The organism is Mangrovimonas spongiae, from assembly GCF_003944795.1.
GTDB lineage: Bacteria > Bacteroidota > Bacteroidia > Flavobacteriales > Flavobacteriaceae > Mangrovimonas > Mangrovimonas spongiae.
On sequence record NZ_RWBG01000001.1, the window covers coordinates 699703 to 724359 of the forward strand.

At 36.0% G+C, this 24657-nt stretch carries 12 protein-coding genes; 9 read left to right on the forward strand and 3 right to left on the reverse strand.

Annotated features, from left to right (window positions below):
* Positions 1-14: 14 nt before the first annotated feature.
* Positions 15-1916, reverse strand: coding sequence for a RagB/SusD family nutrient uptake outer membrane protein (locus tag EJA19_RS03215; protein WP_125466894.1), 1902 nt, complete (start codon positions 1914-1916; stop codon positions 15-17).
* Between the two features lie 11 nt (positions 1917-1927).
* The gene (locus EJA19_RS03220) at positions 1928-4933 is read right to left on the reverse strand and encodes a SusC/RagA family TonB-linked outer membrane protein (RefSeq protein WP_125466895.1); all 3006 of its coding nucleotides are present in this window, start codon (positions 4931-4933) and stop codon (positions 1928-1930) included.
* A gap of 220 nt (positions 4934-5153) precedes the next feature.
* Here EJA19_RS03220 and EJA19_RS03225 point away from each other — a divergent pair, with 220 nt between their 5' ends.
* The 8 genes from EJA19_RS03225 (at position 5154) to EJA19_RS03260 (ending at position 19677) form a co-directional block, all read left to right on the forward strand.
* Positions 5154-6194 (forward strand): LacI family DNA-binding transcriptional regulator, encoded by a 1041-nt coding sequence (locus EJA19_RS03225; protein WP_125466896.1) that lies wholly within the window; start codon positions 5154-5156, stop codon positions 6192-6194.
* Between the two features lie 135 nt (positions 6195-6329).
* Positions 6330-7709 carry an MFS transporter gene (locus EJA19_RS03230; RefSeq protein ID WP_125466897.1) on the forward strand — a complete coding sequence of 460 codons (1380 nt, stop codon included), beginning with the start codon at positions 6330-6332 and terminating at the stop codon, positions 7707-7709.
* A 2-nt stretch (positions 7710-7711) separates the two neighbouring features.
* Positions 7712-8368, forward strand: coding sequence for a beta-phosphoglucomutase (gene pgmB, locus EJA19_RS03235; protein WP_125466898.1), 657 nt, complete (start codon positions 7712-7714; stop codon positions 8366-8368).
* A complete protein-coding gene (locus tag EJA19_RS03240; protein ID WP_125466899.1) occupies positions 8365-10671 on the forward strand; it encodes a glycoside hydrolase family 65 protein in 2307 nt (768 codons plus the stop codon). The genes pgmB and EJA19_RS03240 overlap by 4 nt, the downstream gene beginning before the upstream one ends.
* 53 nt (positions 10672-10724) lie before the next feature.
* On the forward strand, positions 10725-12641 hold the full coding sequence (locus EJA19_RS03245; RefSeq protein ID WP_125466900.1) for a glycoside hydrolase family 13 protein: 1917 nt from the start codon (positions 10725-10727) through the stop codon (positions 12639-12641).
* Between the two features lie 46 nt (positions 12642-12687).
* Positions 12688-16179: a TIM-barrel domain-containing protein gene (locus EJA19_RS03250; protein ID WP_125466901.1), complete on the forward strand. Its 3492-nt coding sequence runs from the start codon at positions 12688-12690 to the stop codon at positions 16177-16179.
* A 3-nt stretch (positions 16180-16182) separates the two neighbouring features.
* Positions 16183-17619, forward strand: coding sequence for an alpha-amylase family glycosyl hydrolase (locus EJA19_RS03255; protein ID WP_125466902.1), 1437 nt, complete (start codon positions 16183-16185; stop codon positions 17617-17619).
* 3 nt (positions 17620-17622) lie between these two features.
* Entirely contained in the window at positions 17623-19677 is a 2055-nt protein-coding gene (locus tag EJA19_RS03260) for a glycoside hydrolase family 97 protein (protein WP_125466903.1), read from the forward strand.
* Positions 19678-19700: 23 nt separating this feature from the next.
* On the opposite strand, the gene EJA19_RS03265 is transcribed toward EJA19_RS03260, so the two are convergent.
* Complete coding sequence (locus tag EJA19_RS03265; protein ID WP_125466904.1) at positions 19701-22970, reverse strand: T9SS type B sorting domain-containing protein; 3270 nt, start codon at positions 22968-22970, stop codon at positions 19701-19703.
* Positions 22971-23087: 117 nt separating this feature from the next.
* On the opposite strand from EJA19_RS03265, the gene EJA19_RS03270 reads away from it, so the two are divergent.
* A complete protein-coding gene (locus tag EJA19_RS03270; protein WP_125467135.1) occupies positions 23088-24647 on the forward strand; it encodes a protein adenylyltransferase SelO in 1560 nt (519 codons plus the stop codon).
* Positions 24648-24657 lie beyond the last annotated feature (10 nt).

Below are 24657 nucleotides of genomic sequence, written 5' to 3' on the forward strand. Positions count from 1 at the left end.
GTATTAAATTTTAATTAGTAGCCTGGGTTTTGTTGTAAATTTGGATTGGTTGATATTGAGTTTGTAGGGATTGGGAAAATGTTTCTAAACGAACCTACTGAAGTTCCATTAGGTTGGTTTCCTTTCCATGGCCAAAGATAATTTCCTGATGTGAAATAATCGTATCTTATTAAGTCTGTGCGTCTTTGTCCCTCCCAATATAACTCTCTAGAGCGTTCGTCTAATACAAAGTCTAAAGTTAAATCAGAACTTGTAATATTACCAGAAGGGCCTCCATAGGCTCTTGTTCTTAGTTCATTAATTTTGTCAACGGCTAAACCTGTGTCACCGCCACCACCTCTTAAAGTAGCCTCGGCATAGTTAAGATATATTTCAGCTAGCCTAATTACAGGAAGGTCTGTGTCTACAAACTCTCCATTACTATCATTTCCTGGTCCTCCAGTTGATGTAACATTTTTAAATTTAGTGATAGCATATCCATCACTAAATTGCCCTATACTTTCAATCTCTAAATTTTGACCGTCTGTGTAAAACATTGCTCTCATATCACCAGAAGCAGTCACCTCTGTTATGGAGTAAGTTAAGTTGTCTAAATCTAATGTTATAAGATAAGGGCCATCGGCAGGAATAGGAATATTTCCTCCTCCAGCTTCTAAAGAGCCATCTAACTCGTTATCACCATAGTTGTTCCCCCAATCTTCATCAAATCTAAATTTAAAGTCGCCAGCTGTTAAATTAGCATAAAGTGAATATTGATTTGGTGAGGTTTCATACATTTCCATGTCTGGGCCATCCCAAGCATTTTCTGTAGCATCACCAACTAATCCCCAGTTAGAAAGTGTACCTCCTAAATCGTTATTAAGCTCATCGATATCAATAGTACCCATTTCAAATTTTTCAACTAAAGCAGAGGTTGTTCTATTACCTCCCCAACCGCCATTGACACCAAATAAAGAAGCGTCCATAGAGCCTCCAATTGCTGCATGTACTAAAAATGTAGAGCCACCATAGGTTTGAGATTGAACGCCATCAAAATTTAATGTAAAAATAAACTCATCTTGAGCACCATTGGTATTATTATCGGCAAGAAATAATTCATCATAAGCTGTTCCGTTACCATTTACATCATTCGTGTTAATTGAATAACCAGAATTTATAACATTGTTAGAATACGTAACACAATCTGTATATCTAGGTGTGCCGATCCATACTTCAGCATTCAAGTACAATCTTGATAGTAAAGCCCATGCTGCAACTTGATCAACACGTCCATATTCATTAGAACTTGGAAGGTCGTCTTGTATTTCTAAAAGTTCTGTTTCAACAAAATTGAAAAGTTCAGGTCTGTCACTTTGACTTGGAAGTTCTGTTGAAATTTGTGTTGCTAAAGGAACGTTAGCATAAAAGTCAATAAGGTTATAATATGCAAAGGCTCTTAAAAAACGAGCTTCTGCGATATAAGATGCTACCTCAGGATCTGTAAGTTGTGAGGCATTATCTATAAATGAATTACAAAATGAGACTTCTTGTGCTAGACGTAAATACATAGCTCCGGTAAAATCGTTACCAGCAGACCAATAAAGGCCATGTAAATCTGGAAGACCAGCATCTCCCCAACCAACTACAGCGTGATCTGTGGTTAGTTCGTTAAGGTTGAAAAGCATTCTAGAGAATTGAGAAAATCCTTCGTCTATTTCAGTAATATCAGGGTTTCCAGCAGGTCCCTGTTGCCCTGTAAGTGCCAAACTAGCATATAACTTGGCTAGTGCACTTCTAGCTTCAGATGCATTAACAAATACATCTTCTTCAGTAAAGCTATCAGGGTCAATAGGTGATTGGTCTAAATCATCATGACATGAAAACATGAAGCATGTTATCGCTAAAAAGCATGTGAATTGTTTTATTTTATTTTTCATAATTTATTTTTTTAAAAATCTAAATTAATACCAAATACAAATGATCTTGGTCTTGGATAAAAACCGTTATCGATACCTCCAGGAATTTCTGGATCTAAACCATCATATTCAGTAAAAGTTGCTACATTTTGTATAGAACCATATAGTCTAACTATCACATCTTTAATGGCTTTGTCTAAAGTATATCCAAGAGTAATATTATCAATTTTAAAGAATGAGGCATCTTGTACCCAGTGACTACTCATAAAGTTTCTTTCATCACTTTGATCAGTAAATCCAGAATTTAAATATTCTGAATGCAAATTCCATAAGAAATCATTACTAGTTGGAATAGCTCCATCTCTGTAAGAATTTCCAGAAGCCACATTGTTATAGGCATAATTACCTATGTTAGCCCGTGTAACTACAGCTAAATCCCACTTTTTATAGTTTAAATTTGTGTTTAGCCCCATAATTACATCTGCATAAGGGTCTTTATATAAATATTTGTCTGAATCGTTAATAATATTATCGCCATTTCTATCTACAAATGCCCCCTCAATAGGATTTCCGTTAGCATCGTATACTTGTTGTAACACATAAAAACTAGAAGGTGATTCCCCTTCGGTATGTAGCTGAATGTTGTTGCCAACACCACCGCTAATACCTCCAACTTCTTGATTGAATGGTAGTCTTACAACTTCGTTTTCGTTGAAAGCTATATTGTAATTGATAGACCATTCTATGTCATCAGTTTGGATAGGAATAACATTTAAAGCAATTTCGACACCTCTATTTTCCATATCTCCAATATTTCTATCAATACTACTACCAAAATTGGTAAAAGGGTCAATAGATGAAAATGCGATTAAGTTTTCTGTTTTCTTTTTATAAAGGTTAATTGATCCAAACACTCTACTGTTAAAAAAGGCATAGTCTAAACCAAGGTTTATTGTATTACCTACCTCCCATCTTAACTCTTCATTGATAGGGTCAGGTCTGTAAGTTTGATAGAACGTGTTTCCAAATTGATAATTAGCGGAAGAGTTACTTCTCGTATATCGTGTTAGGAATAAATAATCTCCTAAGCCATTAACATTACCAATTTCACCATAGCCTACTCTTAGTTTTAAATCATTTATAAAACTAGCACTTTCTAAGAAGGGTTCTTTACTAATATTCCACGCCAATGCCGCAGATGGGAAGTATCCCCAACGATCGTCTGGGTTTAACTTAGATGATGCATCGGCTCTTAAAGATGCTGTAAGTAAATACTTTCCTTTATAATCATAATTTAATCGACCAAAATAAGATAGTAAAACGTTTTTAGATTTATCAATGAATTCAAAATCAATATCAGTATCTGGGTTTCTGATATCTCTTTCTTCTGCTTCGCTATCATAACTGTAATTGTCATATTCGAAAGATTGGTAAGAATATCCCGCAACGGCAGTTATGTTGTGAGTTTCATTAATAGACTTGTTGTATGTTAAATACGCATCAAATAGTTTATTTGTTGAGGTGTTAGAATACGTTGATCTTGAGCCATTCCATATCTCCCATGAATCAGCTAATAATGAGGTAGGCATTTGTTGTGAAGTGATAGTTCTACCTGTACCATGCGATTTATCTAAACCAACATTAACTGTAGCTGTTAAGTCTGGGAAAAAGTGAAGCTTATAATCAACCTTAGCATTACCAATAAAACGTCTTACTTCAGACACATCATCAACCAAATTAAGTTGCGCAACAGGATTTACCGTTGCTAAATTAATCTGACTTAATACCGGTAGCCCAGTACTTGGGTCTATAGCAGAAATAGGATTATACCAGCCATTATAACCACCAAATTGACTAACAATTTGAGGGTCGTTACTATATACTGGTTGGGTAGGGTCGAAAGTATTTGCAGCACCTATGGCGCCTCTATTTGCAAAAAAGTTTTCGGAATAATTACCTCTTGCATTAATTTCAAATTTCAAGTGGTCATCAAGTAAGCTAGGAGTTAAATTTAAAGAAGCTGTGGTTCTTTTAAAATTGTCACGACGTAAAATACCATCATGGTCAGTATACCCTACAGAAGCTCTCATTGGAATACCAAAGGCATTTCCTCTAGCACTTATAGAATGGTCTTGGCCAAAAGCGGTATTGTAAATTTCATCTTGCCAATCGGTGTTGGCATTGCCTAACAAAGAAAGTGTTTGCGCATCGGCATTAGGATGATTGTTAATCACTTGTCTGTACTCATCGCCATTTAATACATCTACATAATCAACAGCAGTGTGAACCGTTGTTGAGGTGTTTACGCTAAACTTAAATTCAGAATCTTTACCCTTTTTTGTGGTTATAATTATAACGCCATTTGCTGCACGAGATCCATAGATAGCAGTAGCTGAAGCATCCTTTAAAACAGTCATGGCTTCAATATCGTTAGGGTTAATCTGGTTTAGTGGGTTTCTAGACCCTCCAACAGCTCCATTGTCTAAAGGAAATCCATCAACAACAATTAAAGGGTTATTGTTTAATGATAGAGAACCGTTTCCCCGAATTCTAATTTCTTGACCTTCTCCAGGAGCACCACTGCTAGAAGTGATAGACACCCCGGCTACTTTACCAGATATTAATTGTTGTGCTGAAACAACGGGGCCTTGGTTAAAATCATCAGATTTAATTAAATCAACAGATCCTGTTAAATCCTCTTTTTTTACACCACCATAACCAATTAAAACGACTTCGTCTAATTGAGCTGCGTCTTCAGCTAGACTTATATTAATTGTGGTTTGTCCATTATACGTTATTTCTTGAGTAATGTAACCAAGGTACGAGAATACTATAATATCACCAGAGTTAGCCTTAATTTGATAATTACCATCAAAATCTGTAGCCGTTCCTGTTGAAGTCCCTTTGATAATCACATTAACACCAGGAAGTGGTAATGATGATTCATCAGTTACTGTTCCAGAAACTTGATTTTGTGCCAACAGAAATGAAGGAACAAGCAAGAACAGAAACAGTAAGCTATTTAAAGTTGTTTTCATACAAAATAATTTGAATTAGTCTTTTGTTTGTTAGTTATATTTTTACTTCTCGACGTTAAATCTATGTAAAAATAACCTAAAAAAAGCCTGTGATTTTGCGACATCTACAACGAAAACGTTTTCGTGTTAACAACTTTTTAAGGTTTTTGTATTTTGCGTGATAGAATAGTTAGAATGCCTTATCTTTAGGCTTCTTTTAAAATATACAAAAAATATTTATATGAAGCGGAAAGTAACGCTCAAACAAATAGCAAAAGAGTTAGATGTTTCAATATCAACGGTGTCTAAAGCTTTAAGAAATAGTAAGGAGATAAGTGAAGATACTAGAGAGAAGGTTCAGGCTTTTGCAAAACTATATAATTACAAACCTAATAACATTGCTTTAAGTTTAAAAAACAAAAAAACGAAAACAATAGGCATTATTATTCCCGAAATTGTACACCATTTTTTCTCGAAAGTCATTAGAGGTATCGAACTTGTAGCGAATAAGCGTGGTTATAATGTAATTGTTGGGCTATCTAATGAATCGTTTAATAAAGAGGTTATTAACATGGAAATGCTAGCCAATGGTAGTATAGATGGATTTATTTTATCTATTTCAAAAGAAACCTTACTGCAACAAGATTATCATCATTTTTACGAAACCATAAATCAAGGTATGCCTATAGTTATGTTTGATCGTGTCGTTAACGATGTAAGATGCGATAAGGTAATTGTAGACGATTTAAAGGGCTCGAAAAAAGCCGTTAATAAACTAATAGAAAATGGCTGTAAAAACATCGCTATAATTACAACAAAAGATTATGTTAGTGTCGGTAAATTGAGAACACAGGGCTATCTTGAGGCTTTAGAGGATCATAAAATTCAACCTAAATCTGAATTAATACTTAAAATAGTTGAAGAGTTGGATGCCGAAGATCATCTAGAAGATTTAGAAGCCGAAATAGAATGTCTTATAAAAAATAATCCAGAAATAGATGGCGTTTTTGCTGTTAACGAGTTGTATGCACTTACGGCTATGAAGGTTGCGAAAAAGCTAAAAAGAAAAATACCTGCCGATATTCAGGTTATTGGCTTTACAGATGGGGTATTATCTAAACACGCCACACCAAGTTTAACAACTGTAAGTCAGCATGCGCAGCAAATGGGTGAAAAAGCAGCAGAACTGTTAATAGATAATCTAGAGCATGAAGAGGAAGAAGAACACTATAAAACGGTAGTTATAGAAACCGAATTAATAGAGCGAGAATCAACAAAATAGGATTTTAACATGGACTAATTAAAATCTTTTATATCTTTACCGCCTGAAATCAAAACTTATATTTTTACTTCTCACCATAAGTTTTGATAAGTTATACCGCTTGTCAAAATAGTATTAATTTAAAATATACTATTAATGAAAAAGCGCGCCTTAAATTTTTGGGAAATCTGGAATATGAGTTTCGGTTTCCTGGGAATTCAATTTGGTTTTGCCTTACAAGGAGGCTTTATGTCTCGAATCTTTCAAACGTTAGGAGCTGATAAAGATGCTATTCCTTTACTTTGGATTGCAGCACCTTTAACAGGGCTTATTATACAGCCAATTATTGGGTATTTAAGCGATAAAACGTGGCACCCAAGATGGGGGAGACGTCGTCCATATTTTTTAATAGGAGCTATTTTAAGTTCCTTAGCGTTATTTTTTGTGCCGCATTCACCAGCATTATGGGTGGCTGCAGGGTTTTTATGGATTCTAGATGCTTCTATAAATGTTTCAATGGAACCTTTTCGTGCTTTAGTAGCTGATAAACTGCCTAATTCGCAACGATCGTATGGTTTTGTTGTACAAACTCTTATTATTGGTATTGGTACTTGGGTAGCAAGTAATTTGCCCTGGATGGTGTCACAACTTGGTGTTAGCGATGCGGCACCAAAAGGCGTCGTGCCTATGTCGGTAAAAGTGGCGTTTGGTATTGGAGCCATAGTGTTTTTAGTAAGTATTTTATATACGGTATTTACCACGACAGAATATCCACCTGAAGATATGGAGGAATTTGAACGCGAACGCAAAAAGAAGAACCGCTTCATTCCTGATATTTTAGAGAATATTGGAAAAATGCCACTAACAATGAAAAAACTAGGACTTATTCAGTTTTTTAGTTGGTTTGCGTTTTTTACGATGTGGAGCTTGGCAAATCCAGCGCTAACCGAACACGTTTTTAATACACCGGCACCTATAGAAACAGCTTTCGATTTAACAATCCCCTCGCAAGCCGAAGCTTTTGATACAGCAAACACCGCTTTTCAAAAATCATCAAACTTAGTGGGGTCTGCAATGGGAGTTTATGGGTTATCTTCTATGGCTTTTGCGTTGCTACTAGCCTTTTATACATCTAAAAAACGCATTAATAGAAAGTTTGTGCATATGGGGTCGCTGTTTTTGGGAGGATTAGGCTTTATTTTAATGTTTTACGCTACGCCAGAAACGCTAAAATACTGTTTCATATTAGTAGGTATTGCTTGGGGAAGTATTTTGTCAATGCCTTACGCAATGTTATCAAGTTCCGTAGATCCTAAGAAAATGGGCGTTATTATGGGAATATTCAATATGTTTATTGTAATCCCTCAAATTATTGCGGCTGTTGGCGGGATAAATTATGTGTCTAGTCTTTTAGGTGAAGACGCTATTAATGCCATGACGATTGCTGGTATTAGTTTAATTCTAGCAGGACTATGCAATTTATTAATTGTTAATAAAGATGCTATTTCATATCAACCAGAAAACGAAATAAATTAAAAATGAACACAAAAGGATTCATATTTGACCTCGATGGCGTTATCGTAGATACAGCAAAGTATCATTTTTTGGCGTGGAAAAAATTAGCCAACAGTATCGATGTCGATTTTAATAAAGAACAAAACGAACAGCTTAAAGGCGTAAGCCGTGTAAAATCGTTAGAGAAAATTTTAGCCTGGGGGAATAAAAGTATTTCCGAAGATGAGTTTATGTCTTTAATGGCCAAGAAAAACGATGATTACTTAAGCTACATAAATAAAATGGGAGAAGATGAAATTCTTCCCGATGTACCAAAAATATTAAACTATTTAAAAATCAATAATCAAGCAATAGCTTTAGGGTCTGCCAGTAAAAATGCTAGAAAAATATTGGAAAAAGTTAACCTTATTTCAAGCTTTCAGGCTATTGTAGATGGAAACGATGTTAGCAAAGCAAAACCCGATCCGGAAGTGTTTTTAATAGGAGCAAAATTACTAAATCAAAAGCCTGAAAATTGCGTGGTTTTTGAAGATTCCGTGGCTGGTATTCAAGCCGCAAATATTGCCAATATGATTTCTATTGGTATTGGTGATAAAAATGTGCTTCACGAAGCCGATTACATATTTAAAGATTTTACAGAAATCTCAACAGATTTTATAAAAGAATTAGTAAAAAAATGAATCAAGATTATATAAAACCAGATAATTGGTCCATTATAGAGGAAGGCTTTGAGCCAGAAAGAGTCAAGTCTTCAGAAAGTTTATTTAGTATCGGTAACGGTGCTATGGGACAACGTGCCAATTTTGAAGAAACTTATACAGGCGATACCTTTCAAGGTAGTTATATTGCTGGCGTATATTATCCAGATAAAACCCGAGTAGGTTGGTGGAAAAACGGTTATCCAGAGTATTTTGCCAAAGTGCTAAATGCGCCAAATTGGATTGGCATTAACGTTCGTGTAAATGGTGAAGATTTAGATTTACATACATGTAAAAAAGTTGAAAACTTTCGTCGCGAACTTAATATGAAAGAGGGTTGGCTATCTAGAAGCTTTGTGGTTACATTACCAAATAATGAACAAGTGAAAGTGGAAGTACTTCGCTTTTTAAGTTTAGAGTTAGATGAAGTAGGCGCTATACAATATGCGGTAACGCCATTAAATGCTGATGCTGAAATCAGCTTTACACCCTATATAGATTCTGGTATTACCAACGAAGACACTAATTGGGACGACCAATTTTGGAATACCACTAAACTAACCCATACATCAAACCAAGCATTTATCGAGGCACACACAATGAAAACCAATTTTCATACCTGTACCTTTATGCAGTCGCAATGTTTTGTAGATGAAAACATTAGCGATATAGAACCTAAAATAGAGCAGACAGCTCAAAAGGTATCGTTTGAGTATTCAGCCTCTATTAAACAAAATCAAACCTTTACCATTCATAAATTTGGAGGTTATACCGTCGATAGAAATCACGATAAAGAGAGCTTGGTTACTGCAGCAAAAGCCACCTTAGAAAAAGCATTACAATTAGGTTTTGAAGGCTTGTTGGACACACAAAAACAAGCTTGGGCTAGTATTTGGGATATGGCCGATATTACCATTGAAGGCGATGTAAAAGCGCAACAAGGTATTCGTTTTAATATCTTACAATTAAACCACACCTATATAGGAAAAGACGCCCGATTAAATATTGGGCCAAAAGGATTTACTGGAGAAAAGTATGGCGGAAGTACCTATTGGGATACCGAAGCCTATTGCATCCCATTTTATATGGCAACCAAAGATCAACAAGTTGCCAGAAATCTATTGGAATATCGTTATCATCATTTAGGAAAAGCCATCGAAAATGCCGAAAAATTAGGATTTACAAACGGGGCAGCTTTATATCCAATGGTCACAATGAATGGAGAAGAATGTCACAACGAATGGGAAATTACGTTTGAGGAAATCCATCGTAATGGCGCTATTGCGTTTGCTATTTTTAATTATTATCGCTTTACGGGCGATTATAGCTATATTCCTGAAAAAGGCTTGGAAGTACTTATCGGTATTGCACGTTTTTGGCAGCAACGCGCAACGTTTTCAACAGCTAAAAACAAATATGTTATTTTAGGTGTAACCGGACCGAATGAGTACGAAAACAACGTTAATAATAATTTTTATACCAACTATATCGCCAAATGGTGTATTGATTATGCCATAGAAAACATCAACAAAGTAAAATCAGAATACGCCTCGGATTTTACTAGAATTATGGAGAAAGCCAATCTGTCTGATGCTGAAATTTCCCAATGGCAACAAGTAGCCGACGAGATGTATTTTCCATATTCCGAAGAACATCAAGTTTATTTACAGCAAGATGGCTTTTTAGATAAAGAATTAATCACGGTGGATAAGTTGGATGCAAACCAACGCCCTATTAATCAATACTGGTCTTGGGATCGTATTTTGCGTTCACCATACATTAAACAAGCCGACACCTTACAAGGGTTTTACTTTTTTGAAGACCATTTTTCGCAAGAAGAATTAGAAAAACATTTCGATTTTTATGAGCCTTTTACGGTACACGAAAGCTCATTGTCACCTTGTGTACACAGTATTCAAGCCGCCAAATTAGGTAGAATGGAACAGGCGTATACCTTCTATTTAAGAACTTCAAGATTGGATTTAGACGATTACAACAAAGAAGTTCACGAAGGCTTGCACATTACATCAATGGCCGGAACGTGGATGAGTATTGTTGAAGGTTTTGGCGGTATGCGTGTTAAAAATGATATGTTGAGTTTCGAGCCACAAATCCCAAAACAATGGCAAGCATTTTCATTTAAAATCAATTTTAGAAATCAAATTTTAAAAGTAAACGTCTCTCAAAAGGAAACCAATTTTGAGCTAGAAGGAACTACCGGTTTAACCATTTTGGTAAATGGAAAACCTGTAACGGTTACACCAAATAATTTGGTGAAAGTGTAAGTGAGTAAGCGTCATTTTGTGCAATGATGTAGAATCTAAAAAAAACATATATTATGAAGTATCATATTGGTATTGTATTGGTTTTAATAACGTTGTTAGGTTGTAAAGAATCAAAGGAACAACAGCCAATGGAAGTGGATAAAACAATCCCGGTTTCAAACACTTCCTTAGAGCGTGTAGAACCACCACATTGGTGGGTTGGTTTTAAAAACACCAAACTGCAATTGTTGGTTAAAGACGATGGTATTGGTGGTTCTTCTGCACAAGTTGCTTATCCTGGCGTTATGGTAACCAAAGTGCATCAAGCTGATAGTCCCAACTATTTGTTTTTGGATTTAGAGATTGACAGCACTACAAAACCTGGGAAGTTTGATGTACTATTTGAAGATGAAAATGGCACAAAAAAAACGCATACTTATGAGTTAAAATCAAGAATAATTTCTGCCGAAGATTATGTCGGTTTTGATAGTAGCGATGCCATTTATTTGATTACACCAGACCGTTTTGCTAATGGTGATCCCTCTAACGATATAAATGAAAATTTACGGGAAACCACCATAAATCGTAACGATGATTACGGTCGTCACGGTGGCGATATTAAAGGTATCACTCAGCATTTAGATTACATTGAAAAGTTAGGGTTTACGGCTATTTGGCCAACGCCAATGCTTATTAACGATATGCCGCAATCCTCATATCACGGGTATGCAATGACCGATTTCTACCAAGTCGATCCACGTTTCGGATCGTTGGAAGACTATAAAACCTTATCCCAAAAAATGCAGGAAAAGGATATGAAATTGATAATGGATATGGTGGCTAATCACTGTGGGAGTAACCATTGGTGGATGGACGATTTACCCTTTAAAGATTGGGTGAATCAACAAGACGCTTTAGAAGCTGGTCAAAGACTAAAGAACTCCAACCATCGCCGAACGGTAAACCAAGATACTTATGCATCAAAAAAAGATCAAGCCGAAATGAACGAAGGCTGGTTTGTTCGTGCGATGCCAGATTTAAATCAGCGCAATCCATTTATGGCAAATTATATCATTCAAAATAATATTTGGTGGATAGAAACGCTACAATTGGGAGGCATCCGTCAAGATACATATCCATATCCAGATAAAGACTTTATGAGTGATTGGGCAGGCGCCATTATGACTGAATACCCTAATTTTAATATTGTAGGTGAGGAATGGAGTACCAACCCGTTGTTGGTAGCGTATTGGCAAGAGGGGCAAAAAAATAAAGACGGTTATGAGTCCAATTTAAAATCTACAATGGATTTTCCAATGCAAAAAACCATTGTTCAAGCATTAAATGAAGAGGAATCTTGGGGGACAGGTTTAGTGCGTATGTATGATGGTTTGGCGAACGATTTTGGCTATACTAGACCAGAAGATATTTTGGTATTTCCAGACAATCACGATATGAGCCGTATTTACACCCAATTGGAGGAAAACCTTACCAAAACAGAAATGGCATTGGCCTATATGGCGTGTATGCCACGTACCTTACAAGTGTATTATGGTACAGAAGTGTTGCTAAGCGATGCCAAAAAACCTGGAGATCACGGGTTAATTAGAACCGATTTTCCCGGCGGTTGGGAAAACGATACCGTAAACGGATTTACAGGTGAAGGTTTATCCGATGAGCAAACCAAGATGCAAGAGTTTGTAATGAAACTTATGAATTATAGAAAGCACAGCGAAGCCATTCACAAGGGGGAAACTGTTCATTTTGCACCAGAGAACGGTGTTTATGTTTTGTTTAGAACTATGGGAGATGAAACGGTTGTCTGTATTTTAAATAAAAATGAAGAGTTAGTTGAGTTGGATTTAAAGCGTTTTTCAGAAATGAATTTAAGAGGGAAAACATTCCACAACATAATATCTGGCAAGTCTGTACAATGGAATGGCACTTTAAAATTAAATAATAAAGGAGTAACACTATTGACCACAAAATAAAACAAAACTTGTCATTCCGAACTTGTTTCGGAATCTTAATATAAGTATGAAGCAAATTAAATATATACTATTTTTCTTATTATTTCAAGTAGTAAATGCCCAAGTCACCATTGTAGTAGAAGAACTTCCCTCGCAAACCCCAGAGGATGCTACTATTTTTATTTCTGGTAATTTTGAAGGCTGGACAGGTGGGAATGAAGACTTTCAACTTAAAAACAATAATGGACAATACACAATAACGCTTCCAGAGCAAAAAAATGCTATTAATTTTAAGTTTACCCAAGGGACATGGGAAACCGTTGAAAGCGACGAAAAAGGTTTAGCAATAGAAAATAGAACCTACGCTTTTGCTAAACCCAACGACACACTAAAGATAAAGATTAAAGGTTGGACACATCTTTTCGATGCGCAACCACAATCCACTGCAGCAAAAAATGTCTCGGTAATTTCAACCGAATTTGAAATACCAGAGCTCAATCGAAAACGCCGTGTTTGGATCTATTTGCCACCTAATTACAAAGTGTCCAAAAAATCATTCCCCGTCGTTTATATGCACGATGGCCAAAACTTGTTTGATGCATCAACATCCAATTTTGGGGAATGGGAAATAGACGAAACCTTAAACAAGCTCTTCAAGGAAAAACAAATGGAGCTTATTGTTGTTGGTATTGATAATGGCGGCGACAAACGCTTAGACGAATATTCGCCTTGGGAACACGAAAAATATGGCGGTGGCGAAGGTGACGCCTACCTAGAGTTTGTAGTCAACACGCTAAAACCATACATCGATACCAATTACAATACATTAGCGGATAAAAGTAATACGGGTATTTTTGGAAGCTCAATGGGCGGTTTGATTTCGCATTACGCGGCCTTAAAATATCCTCAAGTTTTTGGAAAAGTAGGGGTGTATTCACCTGCCTTTTGGTTCGCACCAGAAGTGTTCGATTTTACCCAAGCTAAAGCAAAAGTAACTGGCACAAGAATGTACTTTTTAGCTGGTGGAAAAGAAGGTGAAAAAGCAAGTTATAATGAAATAAGCCAAACCGTTCGCGATATGAACAAGATGGTCGAAACACTCAAAAATAATGGTTTCCCGTCAAAAAGCATCACGTCCAAAGTCGTTCCTGAAGGAAAGCACAACGAAAAACTATGGCGTGAAAATTTTAAAGAAGCTATACTTTGGTTGTTTCCAGAAGCTGTCACTGAAAGAAAATTCGTGAGTGCTGAATTTCAAGATGGCGAGTTTTTAAAGATTGAAATGAATGATGGCGAATACAAAATTGAATTTTATACACCTGAAATTGTAGAAACAACTTTTGTTCCAAATGGCGAACAATTAAAACCCAATTCGCACGCTGTTGTACTATCTAAAGCTGCGTCAGATATTCAATTCAAACAAAACGATTCACTGTTGACGTTTGGTACAGATGATTTTCAAGTTAAAGCGCATAAACAACCTTTTAAAATAGCGTATTGGTATAAAGGAGAAGAAGTTACTTCAGAGCAATATGGTTATCAAAAAACAGATGATTTTGAAACCTTAAGCTTTAATTTAACCCCAGAAGAAATCTTATACGGTGGTGGAGCCAGAGCTTTAGGGATGAACCGTCGCGGACATCGTTTGGAGCTCTACAATAAAGCCCATTACGGTTACGAAACGCATAGTGAACTAATGAATTTCACCTTGCCAATTGTCTTGTCATCAAATAAGTATTTACTACATTTTGATAACGCACCAATTGGCTTTTTGGATTTGGATAGTCAAGAAGATAATACCCTAACTTACGAAACCATTTCCGGTAGAAAAACCTATCAAGTTGTTGTGGGAGAGTCGTGGTATCATATAGTTGATAACTATACTAATCTTACAGGAAAGCAACCTATGTTGCCGCGTTGGGCTTTGGGCAATTTTTCCAGTCGTTTTGGATACCATTCGCAAGAAGAAACCATTAATACCATTAAAAATTTTAAGGAGGAAGACATACCTGTCGATGCCATTATTTTGGATTTGTATTGGTTTGGAAAAGAAGTGATGGGAACTATGGGTAATCTAGAATTTGACAGAGATTCGTTTCCCAACCCCAAACAAATGATCAAAACCTTACGTGATCAAGATGTGGAAACCATACTTATTACCGAACCTTTTATTTTAACAACGTCTAAACGTTGGGGCGAAGCAGTTGCCAATAAGGCTTTGACAAAAGATAGCTTGGGCAATCCGGCAACCTACGATTTTTTCTTTGGTAATACAGGTTTGGTCGATGTGTTTAGTAAATCGGGTTACAATTGGTTTAAAAACATTAATAAAAATCTTTTGAATTTCGGCGTAACTGGAATTTGGGGCGATTTGGGAGAGCCCGAAGTGCATCCGTCAAGCTTGGTTCACGAAACAGGAACTGCCAATGAGGTTCACAATATCTATGGCCACGATTGGGCAAAATTAGTACAAGAAGCATTTCACGAAGCTAGACCAAATCAGCGACCATTTATTTTAATGCGTGCTGGTTATTCAGGCTCACAGCGCTACGGAATGGTGCCTTGGTCTGGCGATGTTAATAGAACTTGGGGCGGTTTGCAGAGTCAGCCAGAAATTGCCTTGCAAATGGGAATGCAAGGGTTAGCTTATATGCATAGCGATCTCGGTGGTTTTGCAGGAGCCAACCTAGATGATGAGCTTTATATACGTTGGTTGCAATATGGTGTGTTTCAACCCATTTTCAGACCACACGCACAAGAAAAAGTAGCGAGCGAACCCGTTTTTAGAAGCAAAAAAGCCAAAATATTGGCCAAACAAGCTATTGAACTACGTTACAAATTATTGCCTTACAATTACCAAATGATGTTTGAAAATCATACACAAGGCAAGCCCTTAATGCGACCTTTGTTTTTTGAAGAACCAAAAAATCAAGACCTATTGGGGTATTCTAAAACCTATCTTTGGGGATCTGATATTTTGGTAGCGCCAATTCTTAAAGCCGACCAAAAAAGGCAAGAGATTTATTTTCCAAAGCTATCTAATTGGTTTGACTTTTATTCCGATGAAAAATTTAAGGGAGGAAGTACTACAACCTGCGATTTAAAAGAAGAGAGTATTCCAACCTTTGTGCGCGGCGGAAGCTTTCTTCCAATGGCAAAACCTATGCAATCTACAAAGGAATACGATGGTAGCATTTTAGAACTTCATTATTATTTTGATGATTCCAAATCAGAGAAGTCTAAGAGCCAGTTGTACAATGATGATGGACTCACTTCAAATACTTATGAAAAAGGGCTGTATGAAATCTTGCAGTTTGAAGCCGAAATTAAAGAACGTAACTTGGAAATTGAATTTGAAACGGAGTTAGGTGCAAACTATCAATCAACAACAAAGCAAATTGAGCTTATCGTTCACAGTATTCAAAAGCAACCAAAACGTATAAAAGTTGATGGTAAACGTCAAAAAGCACGCTACAATTCAAGTAAAAAAACAATACACATTCCAATCACTTGGAATACTAAGAACAATAAAACAATTACACTAAAACTAAACCTATAAACAATGAGAAAATTAATAGCTCTTTTGGTAACTATTACCGTTTTTACATCTTGTAAAGATGAGAAAAAAACAGAAAAAGAAAGTCCTGTTGTAGAAAAGCAGGAGGAAACAATGCCAGATTTTAATACCAATGTAGAAGAACAAGCCGTGATTTACGAAGCTAATATTCGTCAGTATTCACCAGAAGGCACTTTTGATGCTTTCACGAAAGATATTCCTGTATTAAAGGATTTGGGCGTAAAGGTGATTTGGGTAATGCCAATTAATAGAATTTCTGAAGTAAAACGTAAAGCTACCGATGGACAGTTTACAAGCGATATTGAGGATGAAGAAGAGCGTAAAAAGTATCTGGGAAGTTATTATTCGGTATCCGATTATCGTTCTATAAATCCAGAATTTGGAACTTTGGAAGACTTTCAAGAGTTGGTTGATACAGCTCACGAAAACGGTATTTATGTTATTGTCGATTGGGTACCAAACCACACAGGTTGGGATCACCCTTGGATTACAGAACATCCTGAATATTACACACAAAATGAAGCAGGCGACATCATCGATCCTATTAATCCAGACACTGGAGAATCTTGGGGTTGGACAGACGTTGCCGATTTAAACTACGATAATCAAGAGATGCGTAATGCTATGATTGCCGATATGAAATATTGGGTAGAAGACGTCAATATTGATGGTTATAGAATGGACGTGGCGCATAAGGTTCCAGTTGATTTCTTTAAACGTGCTATAGATACGTTAAAAGCTGTAAAACCTGTGTTTATGTTGGCAGAAGCAGAGCAACCAGATTTATTACAAAATGGGTTTGATATGCATTACGGTTGGGAAGCACATCATATTTTTAATGATATAGCCAAAGGCCATAAAACCGTAAAAGCATTAGATGAGTATATGGTGAAAATCGACTCGACTTTACAAGACGATGACATCAATATGTACTTTGTTACTAATCATGACGAGAACTCTTGGGCTGGAACCTTAAAAGAACGTATGCCGGAAAACAAAGAGATTTTTACGGCCTTGAGTTATACTATTCCAGGAATGCCTTTGATTTATTCAGGACAAGAATACGATATGGATCATCGTTTAAAGTTCTTCGAGAAAGATTCCATTCCAAAAACAAAAGGAGAGTATTTTGAATTGCTTATAAAGCTAGGTGAGTTAAAGAACACCAACAAAGCCTTAAACGGTGGAAAAGCAGCAGCATCTTATGAAAGATTAAATGCTGAAAATGAAAATGTTTTGGTTTTTAAACGTGAAAAATCAGGAGATAAAATCATTTTTGTTGGTAATTTTACTGCAGAACCACAAACTGTTACACCAGAAGCTTCAGGAGATTTTACTGATTACTTATCTAACCAAGCGATAAAGCTAGAAGGCAATGAAATAACATTACAACCTTGGGAATATAAAATCTTAGTAAAGTAAACAATGAAACATACAGTCGTTATACTTATTGCTGCAATGGTATTATCAAGTTGTAGTAAGCCAAAACAAAAGCGCTATCAGGCTAGTTCACCTGATGGTAATATTGAGGTCGATTTTAATGTAAATAATCAAGGTGAGCCGTTCTATTTGGTTGCATTCAACAATAAAGCCATTGTGGATACATCGTATTTAGGCTTTGACTTTGTGAATGTTAAATCTATAAAAGATAACTTCAAAATAATCAATTCAACTGCATCAACTTTTAATGAGACTTGGCGAATGCCTTGGGGCGAACAAGAAGATGTGGTGAACCATTACAACGAATTGAGAGTTGAATTAGAGGAAACTTCAGAATTAAATAGAAAAGTAAATCTTGTTTTTAAAGTGTATAACGACGGTATTGGTTTTAGATACGAATTTCCAGAGCAACCAAACTTTAAAGAAGCTTTAATTGCCGAAGAGCAAACCGAATTTAATCTAACTGAAGATTACAAAACCTTTTGGATTCCTGGTGATTGGGAGATTTACGAGCATTTATATAGTACGACTAAGCTTTCGGAAATTGATGCGATAAGCAAACGTAATCATCCCAATTTGGCACAAACCCATATACCAAATAATGCGGTAAATACACCAGTAACAATGGTTGGTGAAGATGGTACGCATTTAAGCTTTCACGAAGCAGCACTGGTAGATTATTCAGGGATGACTTTAGAGGTCGATACTGAAAATTTAAACTTAAAAAGTGTATTAGTAGGTAGCGAAAACACCAAGCACAAAGTTAAACGTAAGGTGCCATTTCATACACCTTGGCGTACCCTGCAAATTGCGGAAAATGCCCCAGAATTAATCGAGTCGAAATTGATTATAAACCTAAACGAACCTAATAAATTAGAAGATATATCTTGGTTTACACCAATGAAATATACAGGTGTTTGGTGGGAGATGCATTTAGGAAAATCGACTTGGGACTTGGCTTCCGGGAAACACGGTGCGACTACCGAAAATGTAAAAAAATATATCGATTTTTCAGCAAAAAACAATATTGGAGGTGTTTTGGTAGAAGGCTGGAATACAGGGTGGTCAGAAGAAGAAGGTGGCTTTGACTTTGTAACGCCTTATCCCGATTACAATCTTGATGAGGTGACACGTTATGCCAATGAAAAAGGTGTTGAAATAATTATGCATCACGAAACTTATGGAGGCGTAGATACTTATATTAAGCAGCAGGATTCGGCCTATGCGCTGATGAAAAGCTTAGGAATTCATACCGTAAAATCGGGATATGTGTTTACTCTATCTCCTAAGGGAGAATACCATCACGGGCAATTTATGGTAAACCATCATAACAATTCTGCAATTAATGGTGCTAAGTACCAAGTAGCTATAAATGCGCACGAGCCTATAAAAGCAACAGGTTTACGAAGAACGTATCCAAATATTATTTCTCGTGAAGGCTTACGTGGACAAGAATTCAACGCTTGGGCAGAAGATGGCGGTAATCCACCAGAGCATTTACCAATTGTCGCTTTCACACGTATGTTGGCTGGACCAATTGATTATACACCTGGTATTTTTAATATAAAGTTTGATAAGTATAAGCCAAATAACCAGGTTAATACAACCTTAGCGCAGCAATTAGCGTTGTATGTCGTTATTTACAGTCCTGTTCAAATGGCAGCCGATTTGTTAGAACATTACGAAGCCAACCCCAAAGCGCTTCAGTTTATAAAAGATGTTGGTGTGGATTGGCAACAAACCAAAGTACTCAATGGTGAGGTTGGGGATTTTGTAACCATTGCCAGACAAGAGCGTGACACAGGTAATTGGTTTGTTGGCGGTATTACCGATGAAAATGCAAGAACTATAACGGTTGATTTTAGTTTTTTAAACGACACTGAAACCTATCAAGCTACTATTTATAAAGATGGAGAAAATGCCCATTGGAATGATAACCCGTTGGATTTGGATGTTGAAACTGTAAATGTCACAAAAGATTCTAAACTTACTTTAAATTTAGCCAAAGGCGGTGGTTTTGCTATAAGCTTGATGAAATAATAAAAAAGCTCCGGAAGGGGCTTTTATCTTTTTAATGTAAAATGTCCTTTATGTGTTGTACCGTCTTCACGTTTTACTAAAAACCAATAATCATTGGTGGGCATATTATTACCATTATAGGTGCCGTCCCAGCCTATACTATTTCCATTGAAGGAGGAAAGTATTTTACCATACCTATCAAAAACAACGACTTCAATATTTGGTTCTGCTTGAGACTCGTTTATTTGCCAATAATCATTATAGCCATCATTATTAGGGGTGAAAAATTGTGGGTTATTAAGAAGAGATATGTCTTCCGAAATAATACCACAGTTGTTTAAATCTTTTACAAAAACGGTATAAGCTCCAGGTTCTAAACCAACAAAAACGTTTTCTTCTTGATAGGTGATACCATCTATTGAATAGGCATAATCGCCACTACCTGATACAGTTATAGTGAAGGTGTTGTTGTTCGAAGTCCAATCAGAGATATCAATATTTTCAATAGTAGCGATACTTGATGACGTTACTGTAAATGTTTGTGTTGATTCGCAAAAATTGTCTCCATAAAGGTTCTTAACAGAAACAGTGTATGTACCACTTTCACTAACGGTAATATTTTGAGTTGTTTCACCTGTAGACCATTCATAAGCATCATATCCAGAAATAGCATTAAGGCTAACTAAACTGCCATTGCATATAGTGATGTTTTCATCTGCATTAAAGTTTGGTATGGTTCCTATGTTTAGCTGAAATGATGTGGTAGCATAACAAACATTTAAAGTGTTATGAATAACTCTAACATAAATGATTTGTGGATTTGAAGTGTTTACATAATTATTTGGCAATGGGTTGTCTCCAGAATTGGCATCTATTTGACTTAAATGATAAGTGATGGTAAAATTATCTGGATTTTGATTGCCTAGAATTTGAGAGTTTTGATTTGTTAAATCAAAGGTGGATGAGGCACTTTCGTTTGAACATGTAAACATATTATCCGGAGTATTAATATTTACAACAGGTAAGAGGTCTTCAATGTTTATTACAGCATTTTCAATGTTCCCACAAGCATCCTCGACTTCTATTTCGTAGATGCCTGGCGCTAGATTGGAAAAAATATTATTCTCTCCATTGTCAAAACTATAAGGTGAAATAATACTAAAATTATAAGGTTCAACCCCTGCAACATCTACCAAAACATCTGAAGGGCCAGTGCCTCCTTCACATCCTAAATTATATATACCTGATAAAATTAAATCTGAAGAGACTTCAAACTCGTTAAAAATATCTAAGCAAAAATTATCTGAGTTAATGTCATTATAAGATTGAAATACTTTAATTAATCTAAAGGTTCCTGTTAAGAAAATATTATAAAGTGTTTCCTCATTTTCAATTTCAATAGCTGTGTCTGGATTAGGAATATCACCTTCTGTATATAATTCTTCTGTGTATGGATGCCCCCAAGAACCTGTTTCTGGAAAAAATTTTTGAAACCAATAACTTTTATTTGTTACTGAATCGTCAGCGTCTAAAACTCCAACATCAAAAGAGCCACAGTTTCTATTTAATGTGTAAGCGTTAGGTGTGCTGATATATGAATTGATATAAATATTTGGAAAGTATTCAAAGCCACATTCATCAATAATTTCAAAAGTATAATCTCCAGAAGGAAGATTGTTTAAAACAATGGCGCCTTGACCATTAATAAGGTGAGAAATATCGTGAGGTATATTTTCATTATAATTGTTAGGTGCTGCAGTAATTGTGATGGATGTTATATTTCCATGTCCGCTGGCAATTCTAATAGACCCTGTATCTGTTGAACAATCAGCTCTATTGATAATAGATAGTTCTCTAAATGAAAATTCTGGGACTGTCGTATCTATAATATGTTCTCCGTCGCATTCGTCAATTAATGTTAAAGAGTAGTTACCACTAGGAAGGTTGTCCATTGAAAACACCCCATTTTCAATAAAACTAGAAACATCATCGGGTAAGGTGTTTGAGTAAGTGTTAGGTGCTGCTGTGAATATAACAGAAACAATATCTCTATCTGGAATGGAAATATTTATTGAGCCATTTACACTACAGCCAGAGTTAGCGGCATCTACATCAGGTTCGGGAAGTTCTTCTTCTAGTACAATAGCGTATTCGGCAGTATTTCCACAGGCATCCGTTACTAAAACAGAATAATAACCAAAAGGGATTGAAGCATTTGTAGTTTGAAAGAAAATTGAAGGTTCAGAGAAAGGTCCTGGATAGGTGTTATTATATTCATTTGGGGTAAACTCAGGTGGAGCTTCTACAAAATCGACTGTATAAGGTGGCATAAAGTTATCAATCATTAAGTTAAGATGATACCCACAAAAAGCATCATAAGGCAGTAACTCTACAGTAGGGTTTGGATTAATTTCGTTGCTATTACTAAATTCATCACCACATGAGTCGGTAATTAAAATATCTACATTAAAAACTTGATCACCATAAAGAGGAATTGTCTGCAAAATATCCATATAATGTTCAGCGCCAGAGGTAATAGTTTGTGTTATAGTAAATGTAGGTGAGCCGTCTGGAGGGAAAATAGTATAAGTAATGTCTAAAGGATAGATTATGGGGTTTTCAGGAGGCGAACTAATACTATTAGAAAGTTCAATGTCTGTACAGGAATTATGAATACTAGGAATAACACCATCCGATATTTCAATATTGTTAGTGTTTAATATTAGGGTGTAAGTTTTTGTAAGTGCATTATTGCAATCATCAAAAACTCTAATTACATATGTGCCTTCGGGTAAATTGTGAAATTCATTAGATGTTTGGATATTAGTTGTAACTGGGCCAGAAATAATTTCAAAACTTATAGCGCTACCTGATGTAACATTTACAATAAGACTACCAATGGTATCGCAATTATTAACAGTACTTTGGGTGATTTCAAAATCTAATTCTGTTGTTAAATCAGATATTGATACGTCCTGTTGCGCAGTATTTTCATTATCGTTTAGAGTCTGTGTGGCAATAACTCTATACTCTCCAGCATTTAGGTTGTTAAAAATATTATCAGACGTTTGTGCTATTGGGGTATTTATATCAGGGAAAGCATAAAGTGTATAGACTATTTCTGAGCCGCTAGTTGTATTGGAAACACTCATTTGCAGAGCGCCGTTTCCAGAACAGGTTTCATCAACAACAATTACTGTGAGGTCAAAGCTTGGCAGTTGAGCAAGACAAAATGTTGAAAAATGCAAGGCAAAAAACACCAAAGCAAACTTTAGTTTTAAAGAGTATACTTTATGAAAAGCCTTATGATGCATTCTACATTGAAAGTTGAAAACATAAAGATAGTAAAATGATTATCAAATGTTTTTTTGGGATGAAACAATTAACTTTGTATGATTATGTCTTTTGAAGAAAAAAATGAAAAGGATAAAATGCAATTAAAAATAGACACCACATTTACTAAAGCACTTCCAGCAGATTCTATTAAGGAAAATTATGTCCGAAAGGTAGATCGCGCCTGTTTTTCTTATGTGTTACCTGCAACCACTTCAAACCCAAAGTTGGTTCACGTTTCTTCAGAATTTGCCCAAAGTTTAGGTTTTGCCAAAACCGATTTAAAATCTAAAGCATTTTTAAACCTCGTATCAGGAAATACCATTTACCCAAATACCAAACCCTATGCTATGAATTATGGCGGTCATCAATTCGGTCATTGGGCAGGGCAGTTGGGCGATGGTCGTGCCATCAACTTATTTGAGATTAAACATAATAACCAACGCTGGGCATTGCAGTTAAAAGGCGCTGGAAAAACACCTTACTCGCGACAAGGAGATGGATTAGCCGTATTGCGGTCTTCCATTCGGGAATATTTGTGTAGCGAAGCTATGCATCATTTGGGAGTGCCAACCACACGTGCGTTGTCCTTAGCGTTAACGGGAGATCAAGTACTTCGAGATATGTTATACAACGGCAATGCCGAGTATGAGCCAGGTGCCATTGTTTGTCGCGTGTCACCAACATTTATCAGATTTGGTAGTTTTGAAATTCTAGCAGCACAACAAGACATAAAAACCCTAAAACAACTCGCCAATTATACCATAAAGCATTTTTATTCGCATTTAGGAGAGCCATCTAAAGAAACGTATATTCAGTTTTTTGCTGAAGTGTCTCAACGTACTTTAGAAATGATTATCCACTGGCAACGCGTGGGTTTTGTTCACGGTGTTATGAATACCGATAATATGTCTATTTTAGGATTAACCATAGATTATGGGCCTTACGGCTGGCTGGAAGGTTTCGATTTTGGTTGGACTCCAAACACGACCGACGCACAACACAAACGCTACCGTTTTGGCAATCAGCCCAACATAGCACTGTGGAATTTGTATCAACTAGCCAATGCATTGTATCCGCTAATTGAAGATGCTAAACCATTAGAAGATATTCTAAATCAATTTAAAACCGATTTTGATGTCAAGTCCTTACAAATGATGCGCTCTAAATTAGGGCTGTTTGAAGATGATAATACAGATAAATTACTCATTCAGAATCTGGAAGATAATTTATTGCTTACCGAAACCGATATGACCATATTTTTCAGAAAGCTGTCAGAATTAAAAAAAGATGAGTCAGAACAAGGACTTTCAATAATTTCTGAAGCCTTTTATGCTGAAACCATTTCCAAAGACATTAAAGAAAAATGGAATAAGTGGTTTACGAAATATGTCAATCGATTACAGCAAGAACAACTTTCAGATGATGAGAGAGAACAAAAAATGAATCAAGTAAATCCAAAATACGTCTTACGAAATTATATGGCACAACTTGCTATAGACGATGCTGAAAAAGGCGATTATAAATTACTAGACGAATTATTTACAATGCTGCAAAACCCATATAACGACCAACCTAAATACAACAAGTGGTTTGCCAAACGCCCCGAATGGGCAAGACATAAAGTAGGATGTTCTATGTTATCCTGCAGTTCTTAATATATTTGTA

What these genes read in the sequence shown, in the direction of transcription:
- EJA19_RS03215 (WP_125466894.1), bottom strand. Translation starts at nt 1,916, where the DNA reads ATGAAAAATAAAATAAAACAATTCACATGCTTTTTAGCGATAACATGC.
- EJA19_RS03255 (WP_125466902.1), top strand. Translation starts at nt 16,183, where the DNA reads ATGAGAAAATTAATAGCTCTTTTGGTAACTATTACCGTTTTTACATCT.
- EJA19_RS03250 (WP_125466901.1), top strand. Translation starts at nt 12,688, where the DNA reads ATGAAGCAAATTAAATATATACTATTTTTCTTATTATTTCAAGTAGTA.
- EJA19_RS03220 (WP_125466895.1), bottom strand. Translation starts at nt 4,933, where the DNA reads ATGAAAACAACTTTAAATAGCTTACTGTTTCTGTTCTTGCTTGTTCCT.
- pgmB (WP_125466898.1), top strand. Translation starts at nt 7,712, where the DNA reads ATGAACACAAAAGGATTCATATTTGACCTCGATGGCGTTATCGTAGAT.
- EJA19_RS03270 (WP_125467135.1), top strand. Translation starts at nt 23,088, where the DNA reads ATGCAATTAAAAATAGACACCACATTTACTAAAGCACTTCCAGCAGAT.
- EJA19_RS03225 (WP_125466896.1), top strand. Translation starts at nt 5,154, where the DNA reads ATGAAGCGGAAAGTAACGCTCAAACAAATAGCAAAAGAGTTAGATGTT.
- EJA19_RS03245 (WP_125466900.1), top strand. Translation starts at nt 10,725, where the DNA reads ATGAAGTATCATATTGGTATTGTATTGGTTTTAATAACGTTGTTAGGT.
- EJA19_RS03260 (WP_125466903.1), top strand. Translation starts at nt 17,623, where the DNA reads ATGAAACATACAGTCGTTATACTTATTGCTGCAATGGTATTATCAAGT.
- EJA19_RS03240 (WP_125466899.1), top strand. Translation starts at nt 8,365, where the DNA reads ATGAATCAAGATTATATAAAACCAGATAATTGGTCCATTATAGAGGAA.
- EJA19_RS03230 (WP_125466897.1), top strand. Translation starts at nt 6,330, where the DNA reads ATGAAAAAGCGCGCCTTAAATTTTTGGGAAATCTGGAATATGAGTTTC.
- EJA19_RS03265 (WP_125466904.1), bottom strand. Translation starts at nt 22,970, where the DNA reads ATGCATCATAAGGCTTTTCATAAAGTATACTCTTTAAAACTAAAGTTT.